This window comes from Actinacidiphila polyblastidii, assembly GCF_036353415.1.
Taxonomy (GTDB): Bacteria; Actinomycetota; Actinomycetes; order Streptomycetales; family Streptomycetaceae; genus Actinacidiphila; species Actinacidiphila polyblastidii.
The window spans coordinates 1-21,261 of record NZ_JAZEWV010000039.1 but is presented as its reverse complement, the minus strand read 5'-3'; the positions used below and the strand labels follow the sequence as shown (position 1 = coordinate 21,261).

Here is a 21,261-nt window from a genome sequence, read left to right as displayed (position 1 = left end):
GGGAGGCCCGGGGCGGGCCGGGCGGGGCGAGGGAAGGCGGCGGAGACGGTGGCGCGCAGGCCCGGACGCAAGGCGCCGTCCGCGCCGCTCGGGCAGCGCGAGGGCGTCGACCCGGTGCGGGTGCGGCTGCCGGGCGACGGCGCGTGGGCCACGGTCGGCGCCTTCCTGCACGATCGGTACGGCGCCGCGATCGGCGCGGAGCGGGTCGAGGCGATGCTCGCGGCCGGCCGGTTCGTCACCGCGGACGGCCCGGTGCGGGCGGGGACGCCGTACGAGGGCGGCGGCTGGGTCTGGTTCCACCGGGATTTCGCCGCCGAGCAGCCGGTGCCGTTCGCGCTGCGGATCGTGCACCGGGACGAGCGGATCGTGGTCGCCGACAAGCCGCACTTCCTGGCGAGCGTGCCGCGCGGCCGGCACATCACCGAGACCGCGCTGGCCAGGCTGCGGCGCGAGCTGGGGGTGCCGCAGCTGTCCGCGGCGCACCGGCTGGACCGGCTGACCGCCGGGCTGGTGCTCTTCGTCGTACGTCCGCAGGACCGCGGCGCGTACCAGACGCTCTTCCGGGACCGCCGGGTCCGCAAGGAGTACGAGGGCGTGGCGCGGCACGATCCGGGGGTGGAGCTGCCGCGGGTCGTGCGCAGCCGGATCGTCAAGGACCGCGGGGTGATCGCGGCGCGGGAGGCGCCGGGGCCGGTGAACGCCGAGAGCCGTGTCGAACTGCTGGCGCACCGCGCCGGCCTGGCCCGCTACCGGCTGCTGCCCGCGACCGGCAGGACCCACCAGCTGCGCGTCCACATGAACGCGCTGGGGCTGCCGCTGCTGAACGATCCCGTGTATCCGCTGCTGCTGCCCGAGGCGCCCGCGGACGACTTCGGGCGGCCGCTGCAACTGCTCGCGCGCGCAATGGAGTTCACCGATCCGCTGACCGGGCGCACGGTGCGCTGGGAGAGCGCCCGCGAGCTGGCGGCGTGGTCGGGGGCGTCGGGGGAGGTCAGGCCATCGACTCCTCGGGCGTGAGCAGGGCGAAGTAGGCGCCTTCGGGGTCCTTGAAGAGGGCGATGCGGCCGACGCCCGCCATGTCGGTGGGGGGCATCACGGTGCTGCCGCCGTGCGCCGCGGCCTTGGCGGCCACCGCGTCGCAGTCGGCGACCGCGAAGTACGGCTGCCAGTAGCCGACGCCGTCGGGCAGCATGTCGGCGCCGAGCTGCATGATGCCGCCGTGGGAGCCCTCCTGGCCGCCGCCGGCGCGGGAGACGACGGTGTAGGTGCCGGAGTCGCCGGGCAGCGGCATGCCTTCGGTGTCCCAGCCGAACACCGTGGTGTAGAAGGTCTTCGCCTGCTCGGCGTCCGTCGTGTACAGCTCGGTCCAGCACAGCCCGCCGGCGCCGACGCGGTCCAGGCCCTTGTTGGTGCCCGGCTGCCAGACGGCGAACTCCGCGCCTCCCGGGTCGGTGTATCCGGCGAGGCGGCCCTGGTCGAAGACGTCCATCGGGGGGAAGCGCACGCTGCCGCCGGCCTGCTCGACGGCCTTGCCGGTGGCCTCGGCGTCGGCGGTCTCGAAGTACACGGTCCAGCCCGGCTTGGCGTTGTCGTCCTGCAGCGGGCCGAGCGCGGCGACGGTCTGGCCGGCGAGCTGGAAGAGGCCGTATCCGCCGGCGTCCGGGCCCGCGGAGACGAACTCCCAGCCGAAGAGTTCCTTGTAGTACGCCGCCGCGGCGGCGGTGTCACGGCTGCCGAGGTCGATCCAGTCGGGCGCGCCGGGCACGTAGTCGTTGGTGAGCATGGTGCCGTCCTCCGGGAACTGGGGTGCGAGGTGGGCCTGGGGCGGGCGGGAGCTGTGCGCGAGTTGTGTGGTCTGCCGGATTCGCGCGCTGTGTCCTCCCTCACACTCAGCATGGCAGCCGGTACCGACAATCGCCGTCCGGATGCGGGTCGTGGCTGGTCCGGGGCGTTCTCCGCGCGTGGTGGGGCGTGCACACGCCGTGCCGTTACCGATTCGGGATTGTCAGTGGCGCCGTCTAGTGTGGTTCACATGTTTGGGGGAGATCTCGATCAGGCGAACGCGGCTCTGCGCACATATGTGCAGGAGCACGGCGACCGGCCGTGGACGGCCGAGGAGCTCACGGAGCTGGCGCGGCTGCGCGCCCAGTGGACTGCAGCTGCCCGCGGTGTGCGCGTGGAGATACGCCCTGTGCCCGGGACGGCTTCCGGCCCGGTGACGGGTTCGGCGGTGGTGGCGGCCGCTTGAAGGGACGAGTGAGTCCCAGGCCGTGCCCTGCCGGGCACGGCCTTCGCTGTTTCCGACCGGCGGTTCGCGGCCGCCGGCCCGCAGCGGGTGGCCCGCGGCCGGCAGTCCACGGCCGGCGCGGCAGTGGCCACCGGCCGGCCCCGGGCCGGCTACGGCCTGCGGGCGGTGGGAATCAGACGTGGGCGGTCGCGCGGGTCGCCGCGTGCGGCGGGCGGACGGCGTCCGAACCCGGGGCGGGCTCGGCGTTGTCGTCGCCGAGTGCGGTGATCCGGTTGGCGGCGTCGACGTGCACGACCGCCGGACGCAGCGCACGGGCCTCGGCGTCGTCGACCTGGGCGTAGCTGATCAGGATGACCAGGTCGCCGGGGTGGACGAGGTGGGCGGCGGCGCCGTTGATGCCGATCACTCCGGAGCCGCGCTCGCCCTCGATGACGTACGTCTCCAGGCGGGCGCCGTTGGTGATGTCGACGATGTGGACGAGTTCTCCCGGCAGCAGGTCGGCGGCGTCCATCAGGTCGGCGTCGACGGTCACGGAGCCCACATAGTGCAGATCGGCCTGGGTCACGGTGGCCCGGTGGATCTTGGACTTGAACATGGTGCGCAGCACTCTGCCGCCTCCTGCGGATCAGCTGGTCGCGTCCCTGAGGGGTACGCGCCGACGCGTCCAGGGTAGGGCCGGCGCCGCGAGGTGGAACCGGCGGGCGGCAGGGAGTGCGGAAGATCTCAGCCGGCCGCCGGCGCCGGGGCCTCCGATACGGGGGGTCCGGGCGGTGCGGGCGGCGCCGGGCTGGGAGCGGAGGGGGAGGGAGCGGGCAGTTCCTCGTAGAGCCGGGCCAGTACGGCGTTGAGCTGGATCAGGGCGGCGGGGCCGGCGCCGGAGAGCCGGGGCGGCGCGGCGTCGGGGCGGTGGCCGAGACGGCGGCGGACCTGCCCGAGGTTCAGCGCGGTCAGGCCGAGCGGGCGCCCGGCGGCGACCAGGTCCGCGGTGTCGGCGGCCGCCAGCGCGCGGGCGGCGTCGGCGCACGCGGCGACGGAGTCCGGCCAGTCCGCGGTGTGCGGGGCGGCCTTCCGGCGGGCGGCCGCGCGGAGCAGCATGCGGTGCGCGCGGGCGGGTGCGGCGGCGTCGGTCAGGTCGCGGACGGCCTGGTCGAAGCGGCGGGACAGCCGGCGGAGGGCGGTCGGGCGGGGTTCGGGTGCGCGGGCGGCAGCGAGCAGGTCCTGGAGCACCCGCAGGGCGCGGGCGGTCCTGCCGCGCAGCAGCGTCTCGGTGCGCAGCGGCAGGACGAAGCAGGCGGCCGCGACGGCGCAGGCCGAACCGGCCAGGATGCCCTCCGGCCGCTGGAGGAGCAGCGCGGAGCCGCGTTCGCCGTTCAGGCCGTAGAGCACGGACAGCAGGCCGGTGACGCAGAACGCCCAGGCGGCGTAGGTCAGATCGCGCAGCCACAGGCCCAGCAGCAAATAGCAGAAGATGAGGGGGACGGCCACGGCGGCATGGCCGGCCACGGTGTGCGCGATCAGGGTGCCGGACAGCGCCCCGACGAAGGCGCCGAGGATGCGCAGCCCGCTGCGGTGCACCACGTCGCCGCGGCTGCGCGCGGCGCTGCACACCACGAACGCGGTGATCACCGTCCACGCCCAGTGCCGCGGGAAGAGCAGGTGCCCGACCGCGAAGGCGGCGGCCATCGCGACGGCGAGCTGCACGGCCAGCCGGGTCTGCGGCTGCGGGTCGAAGCGGCCGCGGGCGCGGCGCTCGGGGGCGGGCACGTCGGGAGTCGGACGTTCGGCCGCAGGGAGCCGGCGAACGGCGGCGGCCTGCCGGCGCACCTCGGTGAGCGCGACGGCCAGCGGGTCGGCCCCGGCGGCGGTGTGGGCGGGAGTCTCGCCGGCGGTCGGGGCGGGGGTCGTGGTGGGTGTCCTGGTGGGTGTGGTGGTGGCCAGGACCTCGGCTTTGAGGACGGCGTCGGCCAGTGCGTCGAGGGCGGTGCGCGGGGCGGAGCCGGGAAGGCGGGCGGCGTCGAGCCGGTCTTCGACGGTCAGGGCGATGCGGTGCAGGGTCCGGGCGGCCGCGGTGCGGGCGGGCGCGTGCGGGGGGAGCGCGGCCGGCCGGGCGGCGGCCCGGGTGAAGTCCACCGCGGCGGCGGCTGCCTGCCGCGCCGGGCGTACGGGCAGCGCGGCCTGCACCACGACGACGCAGGTCACCGCGATCAGCCCAGCGACGCCGCCCCACAGCGGCCCGGTCGCCTGGGCGGCGCTGGACGGCACGGGGACGACGAGCACCGAGATCAGCGGGGTGAGCGCGAGCCGGCCGTAGCGGCGCACCTTCCCGCCGAACCGCATCAGATAGCGCGAGGTCCCGACCCCGGCGACGAAGAGCGCCGAGCCGAGCCACGGGTGGTGCAGCATGGTGCGGCCGACGAAGGCGGCGGCGACGCCGATCGCGGGGACGTAGAGGAGTGCGGAGAGGCGATGGGCGAGGCTGGTGGCGTGCAGGGAGCGGGAGACGAGGACGGCCACGACGGTGGCGATCACCACCATGCCGCCGGGCAGATCAGCGGATCGGCATACCGCGTCCGAGGCGAGCAGGGCCAGCGCGGCGGCGACGATCGTACGAACGGCGGCGTGCAGCCTCACCCGACCGGGGTCGAGCCGGCGCAGTCCGATCACCAGGTCGTCCGGCCGGCGGGATGCCGCCGCCCGGCGTTCACCGTGTTCTCGCCCCGCCACGGCCACCCTTGCACTCCCCGTCGTTGTGATCGTTCGATGAGCGGTGCGATCGTCATACGCCTTGCGTACGACTATCGGTGCGGCGGAACGCTTTCTGCCCGCATACGTACGTCTATCAGTTCTCCGATAGTACGCCTTCCTTAGAAAATGGCAGCTATGTTTCCTCCCCCGCCCCTCGACTCCGCCGCGGTGATCCGACGAGCGGTCCATCGGCTGAGCCGACGGATGCGCGCCGAGCGGCTGCCGGACGGTCTGCCGACCGGGAAGCTCGCGGCGCTCAGCCACCTCTACCGTTCGGGCCCCGGCACTCCCGGGGCCATGGCGGCGGCCTTGCACGTACAGCCGCAGTCGCTGACCCGGACGCTGGCCGCCCTGGAGCAGGACGGGCTGGTGGTCCGGGTGCGGGACACCGCGGACCGGCGGCAGCAGCGGGTGGAGCTGACGCGGTCGGGGTTCGAGGCGATGGCGCGGGACGTGGCGCACAGCGACGCGTGGCTGCGCGAGCGGATGGACGCGGAACTCAACGACACCGAGCGCGAGGTGCTCCGGCTGGCCGCGGTGCTGCTGGACCGGTTGGCCGCCGACGGTTGAACGGCGCGCCCGCCGGCGCGGCGTCCGGCCCCGTCGGCCCTACGCGCACCCGTAGCCGTAGCCGTACCGCCGAGTGGGCTATGCGCTGACCCGGCAAGCGGCACGGTGAACCCGCGCCTCCGCGTGGGAATACCCCCTAGGGGTATAAGGTTGACGTGAGGTGAGGGGGAAGCCGTCCCCTTCGGCAGGGCAATCGACGAGGAGCGCACCATGAGCGAGGCCGTCTACTCCGTCAGCGGCATGAGCTGCGGTCACTGCGAGTCCGCGGTCACCAAGGAGGTCACCGCCATCCCCGGCGTCACCTCCGTGACCGCCGTCGCGAAGACCGGTCTGCTGACCGTCGCGTCCGAGGCACCGCTGGACGAGGAGTCGCTGCGCGTGGCGGTGGACGAGGCGGGCTACGAACTGGTCGGCCCGGCCTGACCGTCGGACCGAGACCGACCGGGAGAGGCTGAGCGGGGCCAGGCTGAGCGGGAGAGGCTGACGGGCAGAGCAGAGGGGAACGCGGTGGAGGAGACGGAAGCGGGTGCGGCGCGATGACGACGCACACGGAAGGCGCGGTCGGGCAGCGGCAGGTCGAGCTGGCGATCGGCGGGATGACGTGCGCGTCCTGCGCCGCGCGCGTCGAGAAGAAGCTCAACCGCATGGACGGCGTCAGCGCCACCGTCAACTACGCGACGGAGAAGGCGAAGGTGGCCTACGGAGGGGTCGTCGCGGTCGGCGACCTCATCGCGACGGTGGAGGCGACCGGTTACAGCGCCGCGCTGCCCGAGCCCGCCGCGGCACCCGTCGCCGACGCGCCCGCCGTGCCCGCTCCCCCGGCCGGCGCCGGTCCGGCGCAGGCCGGGCCCGGCGAGGGGACCCGTGCCCCCGCCGACCACGGGACGGCCGCGCTGCGCCGGCGGCTGACCGTCGCCGTCGTCCTGGCCCTGCCGGTGGTGGCGATGTCGATGATCCCGGCGCTGCAGTTCACCGACTGGCAGTGGCTGTCGCTCGCGCTCGCCGCGCCGGTGGTCGGCTACGCCGGGTGGCCGTTCCACCGCGCCGCCTGGGCGAACGCCCGGCACGGCGCCGCGACCATGGACACGCTCATCTCGGTCGGCACGCTCGCCGCCTTCGGCTGGTCGCTGTGGGCGCTGTTCTTCGGCACGGCCGGCATGCCCGGCATGAAGCACTCCTTCTCCTTCGCCGTCTCCCGCGGCGACGCGAGCGGCGACATCTATCTGGAGGCCGCGGCGGGCGTCACGGCCTTCATCCTGGCCGGGCGGTACTTCGAGGCGCGTGCCAAGCGGCGGGCCGGGGCGGCGCTGCGCGCGCTGATGGAACTGGGCGCGAAGGACGTCGCGGTACTCGGCCCCGACGGCCGTGAAGTCCGCGTGCCGGTGGGGCGGTTGGCAGTCGGCGACCGCTTCGTCGTACGTCCCGGGGAGAAGATCGCCACCGACGGGGTGGTGCGGGAAGGCGGTTCCGCGGTGGACGCGTCGCTGCTGACCGGCGAGTCGGTGCCGGTCGAGGTCGCGCCCGGCTCGCACGTCACCGGCGCCACCGTCAACGCGGGCGGCCGGATCGTCGTCGAGGCGGTGAGTGTCGGCGCGGACACCCAACTCGCCCGCATCGCAGGCCTGGTGGAGGACGCGCAGAACGGCAAGGCGGCGGTGCAGCGGCTCGCCGACCGGGTCTCGGCGGTGTTCGTGCCGATCGTCATCGGCCTGTCGCTCGGCACGCTCGGCGTGTGGCTGGCGCTCGGCGGGGGCGCGAGCACGGCGTTCAGCGCGGCGGTCGCCGTGCTGATCATCGCGTGCCCGTGCGCGCTGGGCCTGGCCACGCCCACCGCGCTGCTGGTCGGCACCGGGCGCGGCGCCCAACTGGGCATCCTCATCAAGGGGCCTGAGGTCCTGGAGTCGACGCGGGCCGTCGACACGGTGGTGCTGGACAAGACCGGCACGGTCACGAGCGGGACGATGACGCTCACCGAGGTGATCCTTGCCGGCGGCGGCGCCGCGGCCGGGCCCGACGCCACCGAGGAGCAGGTGCTGCGGCTCGCGGGCGCGTTGGAGCACGCCTCGGAGCACCCGGTCGCGCGGGCTGTCGCCGCCGCGGCGGCGGACCGTCTCGGCGGCGAACTTCCCCCGGTCGAGGCGGACTTCGTGAACCTCCCGGGGCTCGGCGTGCGCGGCACGGTCGACGGACACGACGTCCTCGCCGGGCGCGAGCAGCTGCTGCGCGAGGCGGGGATGCCGCTGCCCGCCGCGCTGGCCGAGGCGAAGGCCGCGGCCGAAGCGCGCGGCGGCACGGCTGTCGTGGCCGGCTGGGACGGCGCGGCCCGCGCGGTCCTCGTCGTCTCCGACGCGGTGAGGCCGACGAGCGCGGAGGCCGTACGGCGGCTGCGCGCGCTCGGGTTGCGGCCGGTGCTGCTCACCGGCGACAACGCGGCGGTGGCCGCCGCCGTCGCCGCCCAAGTCGGCATCGCGGCGCAGGACGTGCACGCCGAGGTCCTTCCCGAGGACAAGGTCGCCGTGGTGCGGGCGCTCCAGGCGCGCGGCCGGGTGGTCGCGATGGTCGGCGACGGCGTCAACGACGCGGCGGCGCTCGCCGCGGCCGACCTCGGCCTGGCCATGGGGGCCGGCGCGGACGCCGCGATCGAGGCGGGCGACCTGACGCTCGTCCGCGGCGACCTGCGCGCCGCTGCCGACGCGATCCGCCTGGCGCGGCGCACGTTGCGCACCATCCGGGCCAACCTCTTCTGGGCGTTCGCCTACAACGTCGCCGCCATTCCGCTGGCCGCGGCCGGCCTCCTCGACCCGATGATCGCGGGCGCCGCGATGGCCTTCTCGTCCCTCTTCGTCGTCGCCAACAGCCTCCGGCTGCGCACGTTCGCGGCTCTGCCGCACTGACGCGAACCGCTCCGCGGGCACGCCGGCGCGCCACCCGGGGTCGGCCCCGTGAGCGCCGCCGACCGCCCTGCGGCCGCGGCCCCCGCCCGGCGGCACCTGCCGACCCCTCGGCCCGGCCGCAACGCCGACCGCCCGCGCGAGCTGGCGACACCGCAGCGCCCCCACGCGCCTGCCCCGGCGCCGCTCCCGCCCCGCACGGCCAGGTGTGCGCCCCCAACTGCCCTCGCCTGCCCGGCCCCCACGCCCCGCGCAGCGGTACCCGCTGACGCGCGCACGCAGGCCAGCCCCCGGCGGCGTCGGCCGCGCCGTCACAGCAACCGCGCGCGGCGCGCGCCCCGCGCGCGCGTCGGTGGGGGTGTGAGGATGGCGGGATGAGGTGGCTGGAGGAGCGGCGGCGGCGGGTGGCGGGGCTGGTGGGGCGGGGGGCCGGGGATGCGGCCCGGGTGGTGGAGGGGCTGGTGGCGCTGCATGCGACGGATCCGGCGACGGTGTTCCTTTCGGTCGGGGCGCGGTTGGCGGAGCCGGGGCAGACGGTGGCGGGGGTGGAGGAGGCGCTGTACGGGGAGGGCCGGAGCCTCGTGCGGATGCTGGCGATGCGGCGCACGATGTTCGTGGTGCCGCGGCGGGACGCCGCTGTGTTCCGTGCGGCGGCAGGGCAGCAGATCGCGGCGAAGGAGCGGCAGAAGCTGCTGGCGTACCTCGCCGAGGGCGGCGGCTGGGACGCGGGGTGGCTGGCCGGCGCGGAGGCCGCGGTGCAGGACGCGCTGGCCGCGCACGGTGACCGAAGCGGCGCCGAACTCTCGCGGCTGGTGCCGCAGTTGCGCGAGCAGGTGACGGTCGCCCGCGGCAAGCCGTACGAGGCGACGCAGAACGTGGCGAGCCGGGTGATCCGGGTGATGGCCGCCGAGAACCTGATCGAGCGGCGCAGGCCGGCCGGGTCGTGGACGAGCAGCCAGTTCCGGTGGGCGAAGGGCGAGCCGCTGCCGCAGGTGCCGGTCGCGCAGGCGCGGGCGGCGGTGGTGCGGGCGTGGCTGGGCGCCTACGGACCCGGCACCGAGGCGGACGTGAAGTGGTGGACCGGCTGGACGCTCGCGGAGGTCAGGAAGGCGCTGGCGGCGGTGGGCGCGCAGAGCGTGCCGCTGCCGGAGGGCCCCGGGCTGGTGCTGCCCGGCGGCGCGGAGCCGGTGCCGGAGCGGGCGCCCGCGGCGGCGTTGCTGCCGGCGCTCGACCCCGCGCCGATGGGCTGGCGGTACCGGGACTGGTACCTGCCGCAGGAGCACCGGGCCGCGCTCTTCGACGGCACCGGAAACGTCGGGCCCACCGTGTGGTGGGGCGGCGAGGTCATCGGCGGCTGGGGGCAGCGGGCCGACGGGACCGTCGTCTGGCGGCAGTTGGCGGACCGCGGCGACGACGCGGCGCGGGCGGTGGAGCGCGAGGCGGCCGAACTGACCACGCGGCTCGGGGGCGTACGGATCACTCCGCGGTTCCGTACGCCCCTGGAGCGCGAACTGGCCGCGGACTGAGCGCCCGCGGCCGCGCCGCTCAGCCCAGGCGGGTGAGCTTCGTGCCGAACGACGGCTCGCTCAGGGCGGACTGCAGCACCACCGGCACCGAGGTGCGGGCCGAGCCGGTGCCGAAGCTGAGCGTGCCGACCTGGGCGCCGGCCTTGCCGCTGTGCGGCACGCCGGAGGCGATCGGGTCGAGGGACAGGCCGGTCCTCATGCCGGGCCAGCCGATCGCGGTGAGGTCCTTCGACGCGACCACCGGGGTGGTGCCGCCGAGACCGTCGTCGACGCGGCCGACGACCTCGCCCTTGCGCACTATCGTCGCCGTGGTCAGGCCGCCCTGGACGGACCGCATCAGCGCCAGGCTGCGGTCCAGCGCCGCCTTGAGGCTGTCGTTGACGGTGCTGCCGCCGTGCTGCTGCAGGGTGACGCCCAGGATCAGCTGCTCCTTGCCGCCGACCTTCTTCTGCGCCGCCCACATCAGGGCGCCGCCCGCCGGGGTGCTCGAACCGGTCTTGACGCCGATGACGCCCGGGTGGACCAGGTCCTGGTTGTTGTTGAAGATGCGGCCGACGCCGGGCAGCGTGACGTTCGGCTGGGCGACGACCCAGCGGAAGACGTCGTTCTTCATCACGACCCGGTCCAGCTTGAGCAGGTCGACCGCGGTGCTCCTGGTGGTCGACTCGAAGCCGCTCGCGCCGGTGTACGTGGTCTGCGCCATGCCGAGCCGCACCGCCGTCGCCTGCATCTTGGCGACGAACGCCTCCTGCGTGCCGGAGTCCCAACGGGCCAGCAGCCGGGCGATGTTGTTGCCGGACGGGATGAGCAGCAGCTGGAGCATCTGCCGCTCGGTGAACTTCTGGTTCTCCTGGACCGGCGCGGTCGACTCGTTTTCCGAACCGGCCTCCTGCGCGGCCTGCTTGTCGACGCGGATCACCGGGCCCTCCTGCTTTCCGCTCAGCGGGTGGTCCTGGAGGATCACGTAGGCGGTCATCACCTTGGTGACGCTCGCGATCGGCACCGGTGTCTGCGCGCCGTGCACGCCGAGCGAGCCCAGGCCCTCCACCTCGGCCACGGACTGGCCCTCCGTGGGCCATGGCATCGACTGCGGCAGCGCCGCGCCGTCGAAGGTGAACGTGGCGGCCGCGGTCGACTCCAGCGTGGGCGACGGCAGCGGCCGCAGCGCCTGCACGATCACGAAGACGATCGCCAGCAGCAGGACCAGCGGCGTCCAGATCTTGAACCGGCGGACGATGCTGCGCAGTGGCGTCTGCGGCGGGGGCGGGGTGTTCGTCAGCTCGGCGAGCAGCGTCAGCGGCTGCCTGTCGGCCACCGGCGGGACGGGCATCGCGCGCGTCCCCTCGGGACCGAGGGCCTCGCCTTCGCCGGTGTCCTGCGCGGGCCGCGCCTCGGGCGGCAGCGGCACGGCGGCCGCGGCGGGCTTGCGCGGCGCGGTGGCGGCCCTGGACGCCGCGGTGGAGGACTCCCGCCGCGCGGGCGCCTGCGGGCCCGTGTCGGCCTTCGTGGGCGTCCCGGGGGTCCCGTACGTCACCCGCGGCTCGGGGATGTCGGAGACGAGCGGGCGTAGGAGGCGGTCCTTCGTCGCGCCACCGCCGGCGCCGGTGCTCGGGCCCGCGGGCGCGGCGTCCTCAGGCGCCGGCGCGGCGTCCTCAGGCGCGGCCTTCTCTGGCGCGGCGTCCTCAGCCGCCGGCGCGGCGTCCTTAGGCGCGGCCTCGATCTCCCCGGCGGCCTCACGATCCGTACCGTCCTGGCCGTCGCCCGTCCGGTCACCCCCTTCGGCCGAAGGGGTGGCGGCGGAGTCGGGGGCGGCTACCGCGTCCGGCTCGGCCGGTCCGGCGTCGCCGCCCGGCTCGTCCGCGACGCCCGGCTCGTCCGCGACGCCCGGCTCGTCCCGCTCCACCGACTCGTCCGGCTCCTCCCCGGAAACCGCTTTCGCCCCGTCATCGGCATCGGCGTCGCGCGCCGCAGGGGCTTCCTCCGGCGCTTCTTCCCGGTCACGATTCGATTCCGTTTTCCGGTTGCCGGCCGAGGGGGCGCGGGGGCCCGGCGGGCCATCAGGCGTAGCGGATTCGGGGTCGGCGTCCACGCCGTCCACGTCACCGGACGTAGCGGACTCGGACGGATGCGTGACAGGAGGAGACGGATGAGGGCGGGCGGACGAGCCCGCCGCACCGTCTTCCACCAGCGCCGCCGCCGTGGGCGAGAGATCGGAGGGCGCCGCGGCAGGCCCCGCGTGCTCCTCCCGCGTATCGGCCGTCAGGCGCGCCTCAGGCGCCTCACGCGTCCCGGTGGTGGCCCGGAACACCCCCAGCCTCGGATCGGGGGCCATACGGTCGGCCACCTCCCCCGACGTCTCGTGCTGCTGCTCCCTGCCGGGGGACTCGCCCGCCACGCAGACCTCCTCCACACATCGTCAACGATCGTGCACACATGGTGAGGGCCGCGGCCGAATGGCACCTCTACCCGTCCTCACGGACACTGGCAAGTGTCCCGCGACAGGCCCGCGGCCCGTCTGCGACACCCCACCCACCCCGTAGACGAGAACGACATACCACCCGGTTCCCGCCGATATGGAGAAGGCGCTCTCGACAGGCCGGTGTGAGAGGCGTCACCCTGTCATTCATCCACGCGGGGAGGCATGGATGGGCAAGAGCCGCAGAACAATTCCGGAAGAGCTGCTGCTGCTCGCTCTGGACCCGACCACCGGGACCACGGCGCAACCGCAGTCGCTCGACCTCGGCCTCGCCGGGGCGCAGCTCGTCGAGCTGGCCCTGGCCGGACGGATAGCCCCTGACGGGGATCGTATCGCCGTGGTGCACCCACGGCCGACTGGAGATCCGACTCTGGACTCCGCGCTCGAGCTGCTGCGCCGCCGTGGCAGCCCGGTCCGCGCCGTCCACTGGATCGGCGGGCCCCGGCTGGGGCTGCGCCAGACGTATCTCGCGCACCTGGAGCGGTGCGGCATGGTGCATGCCGTGCCGGGCCAGATGTGCGGGGTGCTGCCGACGACGCGGTATCAGGCGACCGACAGCGCCGTCAGCCGGGAGATCAGGACCCGGCTGGACAGTGCGATCCGCACCGGCGTTCCGCCGGACCCGCGGACCGCGGCGCTCGCCGCGCTCGCCCACGCCGTGGGTCTCGGCAAGCACCTGTACCCGGGCAACGAGGGCCGGTCCTCGCGATCGCGCCTGCGTGACCTGATCCGGTACGACCCGATGGGCGGCCTCGTCGCGCACGCCGTGATGGACGTGCAGAACGGGGTGGCGGCGCAGCCGAAACGCCCACCGGTCCCGGCACAGCAGGGTCCGGCGGGCCACGGCACGATGGCGCGCGCGGGCGTGCGGTAGGCCGTGCCCGGCGCCGCCTGAGGGTGGGCCGGACGCACGGTGCGGGAAAGAGATCGCACACAGAGGCACCGCGTAGGAGACAGAGAAGGCAAGCAGGACAAGCAACACGAGCAGCGGGCGGCACGACGCTGCGGCACCCGTCGGCAGGGACAGGGTGCCGCGGCGGTGTCCGTCCCGACGAGTTCCCTCCGGGAGCCGCTGCGGCGCGCGGGGCGAAGACTCCGGCGGAGATCCTCCGCCGGGGCCGGCGCTCCGCGCGTCGCGCATTCCGGGCCGGGTCGGCCGGGCCGCGGCGGCCGGGGCGACACTTCCCGTCCCGGGCAAGCTTGTTCCGTTCATTCGCCAGCGCGGCGATGACCGGTGGTGGCAGGCTGCTGACCATCAGTACGGTTCAGCGTGGAGGTCTTCCTGTGGTCGCCAACGTCAACCCCACCGTCAGGCGGCGCCGGTTGGGGTCGGAGCTGCGCAAGCTCCGCGAGCAGAAGGGCATGACGGCCGAAGAGGTCGCGGCGCGACTGCTGGTCTCACAGTCGAAGATCAGCCGGTTGGAGAACGGCCGCCGCAGCATCAGCCAGCGCGACGTGCGCGACCTGTGCGGGGTCTACGGCGTGGAGGACGTGCGGATCGTCGACTCGCTGATGCAGATGGCCAAGGAGTCCCGGCAGCAGGGCTGGTGGCACGCCTTCGGCGACATCCCGTACAGCGTCTACATCGGTCTGGAGACCGAGGCGGCGAGCCTGCGGGTCTTCGAACCCCAGGTGGTGCCGGGCCTGTTGCAGACGCCGGGGTACGCCGGCGCGGTGATCGCGGGCAATCTGCCGGAGGCGACCACCGAGCAGGTCGACAAGCGGGTGAGCGTGCGGATGCGCCGCCAGGAGCGGATCACCGACCAGGACGGCCCGCTGCGGATGTGGGCGGTGATCGACGAGGCCGCGCTGTGCCGCAAGGTCGGCGACAACCAGATCATGCGCGAACAGCTGCTGCATCTGGTCGAGTTGAGCCATCTTCCGCACGTCACCGTTCAGGTGCTGCCGTTCGAGGCGGGCGCGCACCCGGGTCTGAGCGGGCAGTTCGCGGTGCTGGAGTTCACCGACGCCACGGACGCGACGGTGGTGTACCTGGAGGGTGTCAACAGCGACCTCTACCTGGAGAAGGACACCGACGTGCAGGCGTACAGCGTGATGTACGAGCACCTGCGCGCGCAGGCGCTGAGCGCGGAGCTGACCCGGCACTTCATCGAGGAGGCCGCCGACCGCTACGTCTGATCCGGTAGGGCCCCGAACCGGCCCACCCGATCCTGCCCGCCCGGCGCAGCGTGCGGGCGGGAGAGTACACCTCGCCCTGTCGAACAGGGAAGGGCGGTAAGGAATATGCCATCCACTTGGGTGAAGTGGCGCTCCGGTACGTGATGTTGGCGAGTAGCGTCGAGGCGTTCAGTCAAGGGTGCATGGGCGCATGTCGGACGGTCACGTGGCATCGCCACCGGCCGCCGGGCAGCCCGCCGAGTGCGCCGCAGCCACCAGCACAGACCGGAGCAGAGATGGCAATCAAGCTGGGCAGCACCCCGATGTGGAAGAAGTCCTCACGGTCCACGGGCAACGGCGCCTGCGTGGAAGTGAAGTCCCCGGCCCTCGCGTCGGTGGTCGTCCGCGACTCGAAGGACCCGCACGGTCCTGTCCTGAGCTTTTCCCCCGAGGCGTGGTCCGACTTCGTCACCGGTGTGGAGCACGGCGCGTTCGACCTGCGCTGACCGGCCTCCCCGCCCGCACGCAGAAGCCCTCTCGACCGGCCGCCGTCCCTGCCGAGGGGGCTCACTGCTGCCCGCTTCCGCCGCTCGCCGCCCGTATCGTGAAAAGTACCTGGACACTGCAACGATTCTCCGTAGGCTGCGTCCATGACGACGACGTCCCCGGCCGCTTCCGAGCCGCCGGTCCTCGCGGCGCTGCCGCCGCTGGCCGCCCGTGCGCGCAGTGTCGGCGCCTCGCCGGTGCGCGAGATCCTCGCGCTGACCGCACGGCCCGAGGTGATCTCCTTCGCCGGCGGGCTGCCGGCGCCCGAGCTGTTCGACGCCGCGGGCATCCGGGCCGCGTACGACCGGGTGCTCGCCGAGCAGCCGCGCACCGCGCTGCAGTACTCGACGACCGAGGGCGATCCCGGGCTGCGGGCCGCGGTGGCGGGCCGGCTGACCGTGCGCGGTCTGCCGACCGACCCGGACAGCCTGCTGGTGACCGGCGGTTCGCAGCAGGGCCTGGCGCTGCTGGCGACCGCGCTGCTCGAACCGGGGGACACCGTCCTGGTGGAGAACCCGACCTATCTGGCGGCGTTGCAGTGCTTCGGCTTCGCGGGCGCTCGGGTGGTGCCGGTGCCGACCGACGCGGACGGCGTGATCCCGTCGGCGCTGGAGGAGCTGGTGCTGCGGGAGCGGCCGAAGCTCCTCTATCTGGTGCCCGACTTCCAGAACCCGACCGGCCGTACGCTGCCGCTGGAGCGCCGTCGCACGGTGGCCGCGGTGGCCGGCCGGCACGGGCTGTGGATCGCCGAGGACGACCCGTACGGCGAGTTGCGCTTCGAGGGCGAGCCGCAGCCGTGGATCGCCGGGCTGGCGGAGGCCGCCGACCGGACGGCGCTGCTGGGCAGTTTCTCCAAGGTGATGGCGCCGGGCATGCGGCTGGGCTGGCTGCGGGCGCCGGCGGCGCTGCGGCGCGCGTGCGTGATCGCCAAGCAGGCGGCGGATCTGCACACCTCGACGGTGGACCAGGCCGCGGCGGCCCGCTACCTCGCCGACAACGACCTGGACGCGCACCTGGCCAAGGTGCGCGGCGCCTACCGGGCCCGCCGCGACGCGCTCGTCGAAGGGCTGGACTCGGCGCTGCCCGCGGGCAGTTCGTGGAACCGCCCGCAGGGCGGCATGTTCGTGTGGGTGCGGCTGCCGGACGGCCATGACGCGACCGCGCTGCTGCCCGAGGCGGTCCGCCACGATGTGGCGTACGTGCCGGGCGCGCCCTTCTTCGCGGCTGACCCGGACCGGGCGGCGCTGCGGATGTCCTTCACCACGCACACGCCAGAGGAGATCGCGGAGGGGCTGGTCCGCCTGTCGCGGATCTTCGGCTGACGGCGCCGGGCGGCCACGCGCCCGCTCCTCGGTGTCCCTTGCTCCTCCTCATGACGGCCGTACGGAATCCCGCATCCCGTACGGCCGTTCGTCGTGCCCGTGCGATGGACGGACGTCCAGCGAAGTGCCCGCTCATGGTGGGGTCGCGGCTCGGGTCATCACAATGCCAAGTCCAGTAAAGAGCAAGTAAAATCGTTCTGCTTTCTGATTCGAGTTCAGACTCTTGAACGATGAGGCCTTGACCACTCCCGAGCGACAGGGTTCAATCCCCGGGAAGTCCCCACTCCCGCGCGGGGACGACCGCCCGATGGAGCGTCACAGCGAAGTGCGCCCACGTTCACAAGGCGGACCCCCTGGAGGGGACATGAATGGTCTCGACTGGACCGTGCTCATCGCGTACTTCGGCGTGATGGTCGCGATCGGCGTCTGGTCCCACAAGCGCGTCGACGACGTCGGCGACTACTTCACCGCCGGCGGCAGGATGCCGTGGTGGCTGTCCGGCATCTCGCACCACATGTCGGGCTACAGCGCCGTGCTGTTCACCGGTTACGCGGGCATCTCCTACACCTACGGCGTCACCTCCTACTTCACCTGGGCGTTCCCGATCGCCGTCGGCGTGGGGCTGGGCGCCAAGCTCTTCGCACCGCGGCTGAACCGGATGCGCTCGCGGCTCCAGGTGGCCTCGCCGCTGGAGTACCTGAAGGACCGCTACAACCTGCCCACCCAGCAGGCGCTGGCCTGGTCGGGCGTCCTGCTCAAGATCGTGGACGTGGGCGCCAAGTGGGCGGCGATCGCGACCCTGTTGTCGGTCTTCACCGGCATCACCATCACGCAGGGCATCATCATCACCGGCGCGATCACCGCGCTGTACTGCACCGTCGGCGGCCTGTGGGCGGACGCGCTGACCGAACTCGGCCAGTTCGTCATCCAGTTGGTGGCCGGGCTGGCCATGCTGGTCGCCGCGCTGTCCAAGCTGGGCGGCGTCAGCAGCATCTGGAACGTGTGGGACGAGCCCGCACTGCAGCACCACAACCACCCGACCGCGGGCCCGTACACCGCGATCTTCCTGCTGGCCTACCTGTTCATCAAGACGTTCGAGTACAACGGCGGCATGTGGAACCAGGCCCAGCGCTACATGGCGACGGGCTCGGCCAAGGAGGCGCGGCGCAGCGCGACGCTGTCCTCCGTGCTGTGGTTCGTCTGGCCGCTGGTGCTGTTCTTCCCGATGTGGATCGCCCCGCTGCTGGTGCACGCCAAGAAGCCCGACGCGTCGGACTCGTACGCGCTGCTCAGCGAACAGCTGCTGCCGCACGGCCTGCTGGGCCTGGTCGTGGTCGGCTTCTTCTCGCACACCATGGCGATGTGCTCCTCCGACGCCAACGCGATCGCCGCCGTCGTCACCCGCGACATCGCGCCCGCGCTCTCGCGCACGGCCCGCTCCTGGAGCGCCCGGATCGGCCTGATCGCGGCCCGGATCACCACGCTGCTCTTCCTGGGCCTGTCGATGACGGTGGCCACGCAGGTCAACTCGCCGACGTTCAAGGACATCATCACCATCGTCATCAAGTGGGTGGCCGGACTGGTCGGCCCGATCGCCATCCCGTTCCTGCTCGGCCTGATCCCGCGGTTCCGCAAGTCCGGCCCGACCGCGGCGCTGACCAGCTGGGCGATGGGCCTGCTCGCCTTCTACCTGCTCAACTACCCGATCAACGACGCGATCTCGGGCGGGGTCAACCTGGAGTACCAGATCTCGCTGCCGGTGGCGATCTCGCTCTTCCTCTACATCGTCATCGGCTGGATCAAGCCGGAGGACACCCCGGAGCGCGACGCGCTGATCGCGAAGGTCAACTCCGACGGCCCCGGCCCCGGCGCCGCCTCGGTGGAGCTGCCGGAGCCGGCCGCGGCCGGGGACGCGGTGCTGCGGCCCTCGGCGGCGGAGTAGCCGCGGCGGGAGGAAGCCAGCCGGGCGGCGGGAGCGGGCAGCACGCGCCCGCCGCCCGGCCGTCGCGGCGTGTTGCGGCGTCGTGGCCGCTACGCCGCGGGGTAGCGGTCGAGCCAGGCCGGACTCGCGCCGGCCGGGCCGTGCAGGGCCGGCGCCTGGGTCATCTCCATGGCGAAGTCGTCCGCGAGCTGCAGGAGGGTGGCGCGGCCCTCCAGCTCGGCGATCCACGCCGGCGGCAGCGCCGTCTCGCCGTGCTGGACTCCCAGCAGATTGCCGCAGATCGAGCCGGTGGAGTCGCTGTCCCCCGAGTGGTTGACGGCGAGCAGCAGCCCGTGCCGGACGTCCTCGGCGACCAGCGCGCAGTAGACGCCGATGGCGAGGGCCTCCTCCGCGGTCCAGCCCTCGCCGAGCGCCTCGACCCGCTGCGGCGACGGCAGCCCCTGCCGTACCGCGCCGAGGGCGCTCTGCAGCGCGTCGGTGGTCTCCTGGTGGCCGGGGCGGGCGCCGAGCAGCGCCAGCGCGTGCTGCACCGAGCCGTCCAGCGCCTCGCCGCGGGCCAGCCCGTGCACGATGACCGCGAAGGCTCCGGCGGCGAGCTGGCCGGTGGGGTGGCCGTGGGTCTGCGCGGCGCACTCCACGGCGAGCTGGAAGACCAGTTGGGGCTCCCAGCCGACGAGCAGCCCGAAGGGCGCCGAGCGCATCACGGTGCCGCAGCCCTTGGAGCCCGGGTTCTTCGGCGCCTCCAGGGTGCCCATGGTGTCGTCGGCCAGCCCGCTCAGGCAGGCGCCGCCGGGCGACCTCCGCGCGTAGAGCCACTCCTCGCGGGCCAGCCAGCCGCTGTCCTTGCGCCGCTCGTCGGGCCCCCACTCGGTCTGGGTGGCCGACCAGCGGCGGTAGGCGCGGTGCACGTCGGTCGGCGGGTGCCAGGCGCCGGTGTCGCGGCGGACCTGGGCGCGGATCAGCCCCTCCACCGTGAACATCGTCATCTGGGTGTCGTCGGTGATCACGCCGCGCCGGCCGTACGCCGGAACGTAGTCGGTGACGCCCTCCGCGCCGTGGGCGGTCCTGATCGCCTCAAGCGACTCGAACTCCACGCCCGCGCCGAGGGCGTCGCCGATCGCGCCACCGAGCAGACAACCGCGGACACGGCTGCGGAAGTCCTGCTGCTGCGCCCGTCCCCAGACAGCCGTCAAAGCGGTCCCCTTCGATCATCCCCCGATCCGAACCCGTTCTCGGCGAGCACGATATCCGACCAGGCGCGGAGCGGAAGGGGGCCGTTGGGCTGCTGTGACACGGCTGTGGGCGGCTCAGCTGCCGCCGGCGAACACTCCGACGGCGTTGGCGACCGGCCGCTCCGCGCCGCCCGACGGGTGGTTGCGCACCGTCACGGCCGGGTCGCCGGGGGCGCGGGCGACGAGCGTGGTGGAGCCGCCGCCGTCCAGGTTCACCGCGTCGTCGGCGCCGATCTGCCGCATGACGGCGGCGAGTTCGGCGACGGTCAGGCCGGCCCCGGTCTCCGCGGCGCCGTCCAGCGCCAGCAGGTACAGGGTGCGGCCGTGGTCGCCGAAGCCGGCCGCGGTCCTGGTCGCGGCGGTCTTCGCGTCGAGCCCCGGGAGCGGTTCGCCGTCGCGCAGCACCGGGAAGCCGCCGGCGGCGAAGACGTACGGAACCCGGCTGGAGGTCGGCGCGAGGCGCTCGCCGACCAGGGCGCGGTCGCCGACGTGCAGCGCCCGCAGGGTGTCGGCCCCGCCGTCGCGGCCGACGAGCACGGTGGTGCCGGACGCGATCGGCCCCTGGCCCGGGGCGTCCGCGACCGCGACGACCCGGCCGCGCCGCACCGCGACCTCGTACGTGTCGGTGCTGCACGGCGCGGCGCGCGAGGTGTCGGAGCCGCACACCGCGCGCTCGCGGGAGACGGCGCCCCAGCCCGCGGTGTAGGCGCCGATGCCGCCGGCCGGCAGCGCGTACTGGTTGAAGCCGCCCAGCGCGGTGCTGCCCCGGTCGGTGCGGAGCACGCCGTGCAGCACCAGGCGGTCGAGCCGGGCCCTGCGGTCGGCGCCGACGCCGATGACGTCCTGGGTGCTCCCCCCGGGCGGCATCGCCGGCCCGAACCGCTGGGCGTCCGGCACCGCGGCCTTCAGGGCCCGGCCGGAGGAGATCTCGGGGCCGTCGGAGGAGCCGGTGGGCGCGACCCCCGGGTGCTCCTCGCTGATGTTGAAGAAGTCGCCGTTGACCGCGCCCACCGCGTGCCGCGCGTCGGCCATCCCCGAGACCGTCGCGCGGGCCGCGACCGCGCCGGGCGTCAGCAGGTCCACGCCGACCCGTGGGTCGCGCAGGTCCACGGTGAGCACGTCGCCGTGCACGGCGGCACCGTGCGCGGTGACGGTGAACTCGCCGTAGCTCACGCCGTGCGCGAGGCGCTCCACCCGGTCGTACGGCATGCCGCCGCTGTCGGCCCGCGCGCCGGTGGCGCCGGCCAGCGCGCCGCCCAGCACACCCAGCGCCGCGGCCGCCGCCGCGCCGGTCCTGACCCGTGCCCGCCCGCCGCTGCGCGCCACATCTCCCCCAAAGGGCTCAGTAACTCACCTGTTTCTCAGTGGAGTTCATCATCAAGGGCGGTACCGGGCCGCGAACAGGGGGCGGCGGCGCCGTGTCCTGGCGGGTAATTCACCGGGGTGGCGGTGCCGCCTGGTCCAGGTGGCGGCGGCTCGACGGCGCCGTCGCCCGGGTCGTCCAGGGCCCCGGGCCGGCCGCCCTCGCCGGCCGGCGAACGCGCCACCGCGCCGGCGGCGCAGCAACTCCTCCACGCGCGGACGGTGTCGAGCGGGCGGGGCGGCGCTCCCTCTTCCCTGGGGCGGCCTAGGACGCGGACGTCGG

Annotated in this window: 16 protein-coding genes; 10 read left to right on the top strand and 6 right to left on the bottom strand. The window is 74.3% G+C overall.

Translation table 11 applies throughout. The features are described 5' to 3' along the window. Positions 1-48 precede the first annotated feature (48 nt). Entirely contained in the window at positions 49-1,017 is a 969-nt protein-coding gene (locus V2S66_RS29435) for a pseudouridine synthase (protein ID WP_330799782.1), read from the top strand. Here V2S66_RS29435 and V2S66_RS29430 read toward each other — a convergent pair. From V2S66_RS29430 to V2S66_RS29420, 3 genes are all read right to left on the bottom strand, one after another. Continuing rightward, positions 992-1,783: a VOC family protein gene (locus V2S66_RS29430; protein ID WP_330799781.1), complete on the bottom strand. Its 792-nt coding sequence runs from the start codon at positions 1,781-1,783 to the stop codon at positions 992-994. The two genes, V2S66_RS29435 and V2S66_RS29430, sit on opposite strands and share 26 nt — an antisense overlap. Before the next feature lie 637 nt (positions 1,784-2,420). Beyond that, complete coding sequence (panD, locus tag V2S66_RS29425) at positions 2,421-2,855, bottom strand: aspartate 1-decarboxylase (RefSeq protein WP_330799780.1); 435 nt, start codon at positions 2,853-2,855, stop codon at positions 2,421-2,423. 116 nt (positions 2,856-2,971) lie between these two features. Continuing rightward, positions 2,972-4,912 carry an FUSC family protein gene (locus tag V2S66_RS29420; protein WP_330799779.1) on the bottom strand — a complete coding sequence of 647 codons (1,941 nt, stop codon included), beginning with the start codon at positions 4,910-4,912 and terminating at the stop codon, positions 2,972-2,974. A 216-nt stretch (positions 4,913-5,128) separates the two neighbouring features. Here V2S66_RS29420 and V2S66_RS29415 point away from each other — a divergent pair, with 216 nt between their 5' ends. The 4 genes from V2S66_RS29415 to V2S66_RS29400 all read left to right on the top strand — a co-directional run bounded on the left by V2S66_RS29415 (position 5,129) and on the right by V2S66_RS29400 (position 9,980). Then, on the top strand, positions 5,129-5,563 hold the full coding sequence (locus V2S66_RS29415; protein WP_330799778.1) for a MarR family winged helix-turn-helix transcriptional regulator: 435 nt from the start codon (positions 5,129-5,131) through the stop codon (positions 5,561-5,563). A 210-nt stretch (positions 5,564-5,773) separates the two neighbouring features. Continuing rightward, positions 5,774-5,986, top strand: coding sequence for a heavy-metal-associated domain-containing protein (locus V2S66_RS29410; protein ID WP_330799777.1), 213 nt, complete (start codon positions 5,774-5,776; stop codon positions 5,984-5,986). A gap of 113 nt (positions 5,987-6,099) precedes the next feature. Then, positions 6,100-8,457, top strand: a complete 2,358-nt coding sequence (locus V2S66_RS29405) for a heavy metal translocating P-type ATPase (RefSeq protein WP_330799776.1) — start codon at positions 6,100-6,102, stop codon at positions 8,455-8,457. A gap of 371 nt (positions 8,458-8,828) precedes the next feature. Next, on the top strand, positions 8,829-9,980 hold the full coding sequence (locus V2S66_RS29400) for a winged helix DNA-binding domain-containing protein (RefSeq protein WP_330799775.1): 1,152 nt from the start codon (positions 8,829-8,831) through the stop codon (positions 9,978-9,980). Between the two features lie 19 nt (positions 9,981-9,999). Here the strand turns inward: V2S66_RS29400 and V2S66_RS29395 are convergent, their stop codons facing one another. Further along, on the bottom strand, positions 10,000-11,883 hold the full coding sequence (locus V2S66_RS29395; protein WP_330799774.1) for a D-alanyl-D-alanine carboxypeptidase family protein: 1,884 nt from the start codon (positions 11,881-11,883) through the stop codon (positions 10,000-10,002). A gap of 742 nt (positions 11,884-12,625) precedes the next feature. Between V2S66_RS29395 and V2S66_RS29390 the strand changes: the two genes are divergently transcribed. The 5 genes from V2S66_RS29390 (at position 12,626) to V2S66_RS29370 (ending at position 18,384) form a co-directional block, all read left to right on the top strand. After that, entirely contained in the window at positions 12,626-13,330 is a 705-nt protein-coding gene (locus V2S66_RS29390; protein ID WP_330799773.1) for a GOLPH3/VPS74 family protein, read from the top strand. 410 nt (positions 13,331-13,740) lie between these two features. Beyond that, positions 13,741-14,595, top strand: a complete 855-nt coding sequence (locus tag V2S66_RS29385) for a helix-turn-helix domain-containing protein (protein ID WP_330799772.1) — start codon at positions 13,741-13,743, stop codon at positions 14,593-14,595. Between the two features lie 275 nt (positions 14,596-14,870). Further along, a complete protein-coding gene (locus V2S66_RS29380; RefSeq protein ID WP_330799771.1) occupies positions 14,871-15,080 on the top strand; it encodes a DUF397 domain-containing protein in 210 nt (69 codons plus the stop codon). 144 nt (positions 15,081-15,224) lie between these two features. Continuing rightward, positions 15,225-16,442, top strand: a complete 1,218-nt coding sequence (locus tag V2S66_RS29375) for an aminotransferase-like domain-containing protein (protein ID WP_330799770.1) — start codon at positions 15,225-15,227, stop codon at positions 16,440-16,442. A 364-nt stretch (positions 16,443-16,806) separates the two neighbouring features. Further along, positions 16,807-18,384, top strand: a complete 1,578-nt coding sequence (locus V2S66_RS29370) for a sodium:solute symporter family protein (RefSeq protein ID WP_330799769.1) — start codon at positions 16,807-16,809, stop codon at positions 18,382-18,384. Between the two features lie 89 nt (positions 18,385-18,473). Here the strand turns inward: V2S66_RS29370 and V2S66_RS29365 are convergent, their stop codons facing one another. Both V2S66_RS29365 and V2S66_RS29360 read right to left on the bottom strand, forming a co-directional pair. Beyond that, entirely contained in the window at positions 18,474-19,577 is a 1,104-nt protein-coding gene (locus tag V2S66_RS29365) for an ADP-ribosylglycohydrolase family protein (RefSeq protein WP_330799768.1), read from the bottom strand. Between the two features lie 114 nt (positions 19,578-19,691). Continuing rightward, positions 19,692-20,942 (bottom strand): phosphodiester glycosidase family protein, encoded by a 1,251-nt coding sequence (locus V2S66_RS29360; protein ID WP_330799767.1) that lies wholly within the window; start codon positions 20,940-20,942, stop codon positions 19,692-19,694. Between the last annotated feature and the right edge of the window lie 319 nt (positions 20,943-21,261).

Bases quoted from the DNA above. Each gene is read 5' to 3' on its own strand.
- V2S66_RS29380 (WP_330799771.1), top strand. From the start codon at position 14,871: ATGGCAATCAAGCTGGGCAGCACCCCGATGTGGAAGAAGTCCTCACGG.
- V2S66_RS29405 (WP_330799776.1), top strand. From the start codon at position 6,100: ATGACGACGCACACGGAAGGCGCGGTCGGGCAGCGGCAGGTCGAGCTG.
- V2S66_RS29370 (WP_330799769.1), top strand. From the start codon at position 16,807: ATGAATGGTCTCGACTGGACCGTGCTCATCGCGTACTTCGGCGTGATG.
- V2S66_RS29400 (WP_330799775.1), top strand. From the start codon at position 8,829: ATGAGGTGGCTGGAGGAGCGGCGGCGGCGGGTGGCGGGGCTGGTGGGG.
- V2S66_RS29390 (WP_330799773.1), top strand. From the start codon at position 12,626: ATGGGCAAGAGCCGCAGAACAATTCCGGAAGAGCTGCTGCTGCTCGCT.
- V2S66_RS29415 (WP_330799778.1), top strand. From the start codon at position 5,129: ATGTTTCCTCCCCCGCCCCTCGACTCCGCCGCGGTGATCCGACGAGCG.
- V2S66_RS29430 (WP_330799781.1), bottom strand. From the start codon at position 1,783: ATGCTCACCAACGACTACGTGCCCGGCGCGCCCGACTGGATCGACCTC.
- V2S66_RS29375 (WP_330799770.1), top strand. From the start codon at position 15,225: ATGACGACGACGTCCCCGGCCGCTTCCGAGCCGCCGGTCCTCGCGGCG.
- V2S66_RS29410 (WP_330799777.1), top strand. From the start codon at position 5,774: ATGAGCGAGGCCGTCTACTCCGTCAGCGGCATGAGCTGCGGTCACTGC.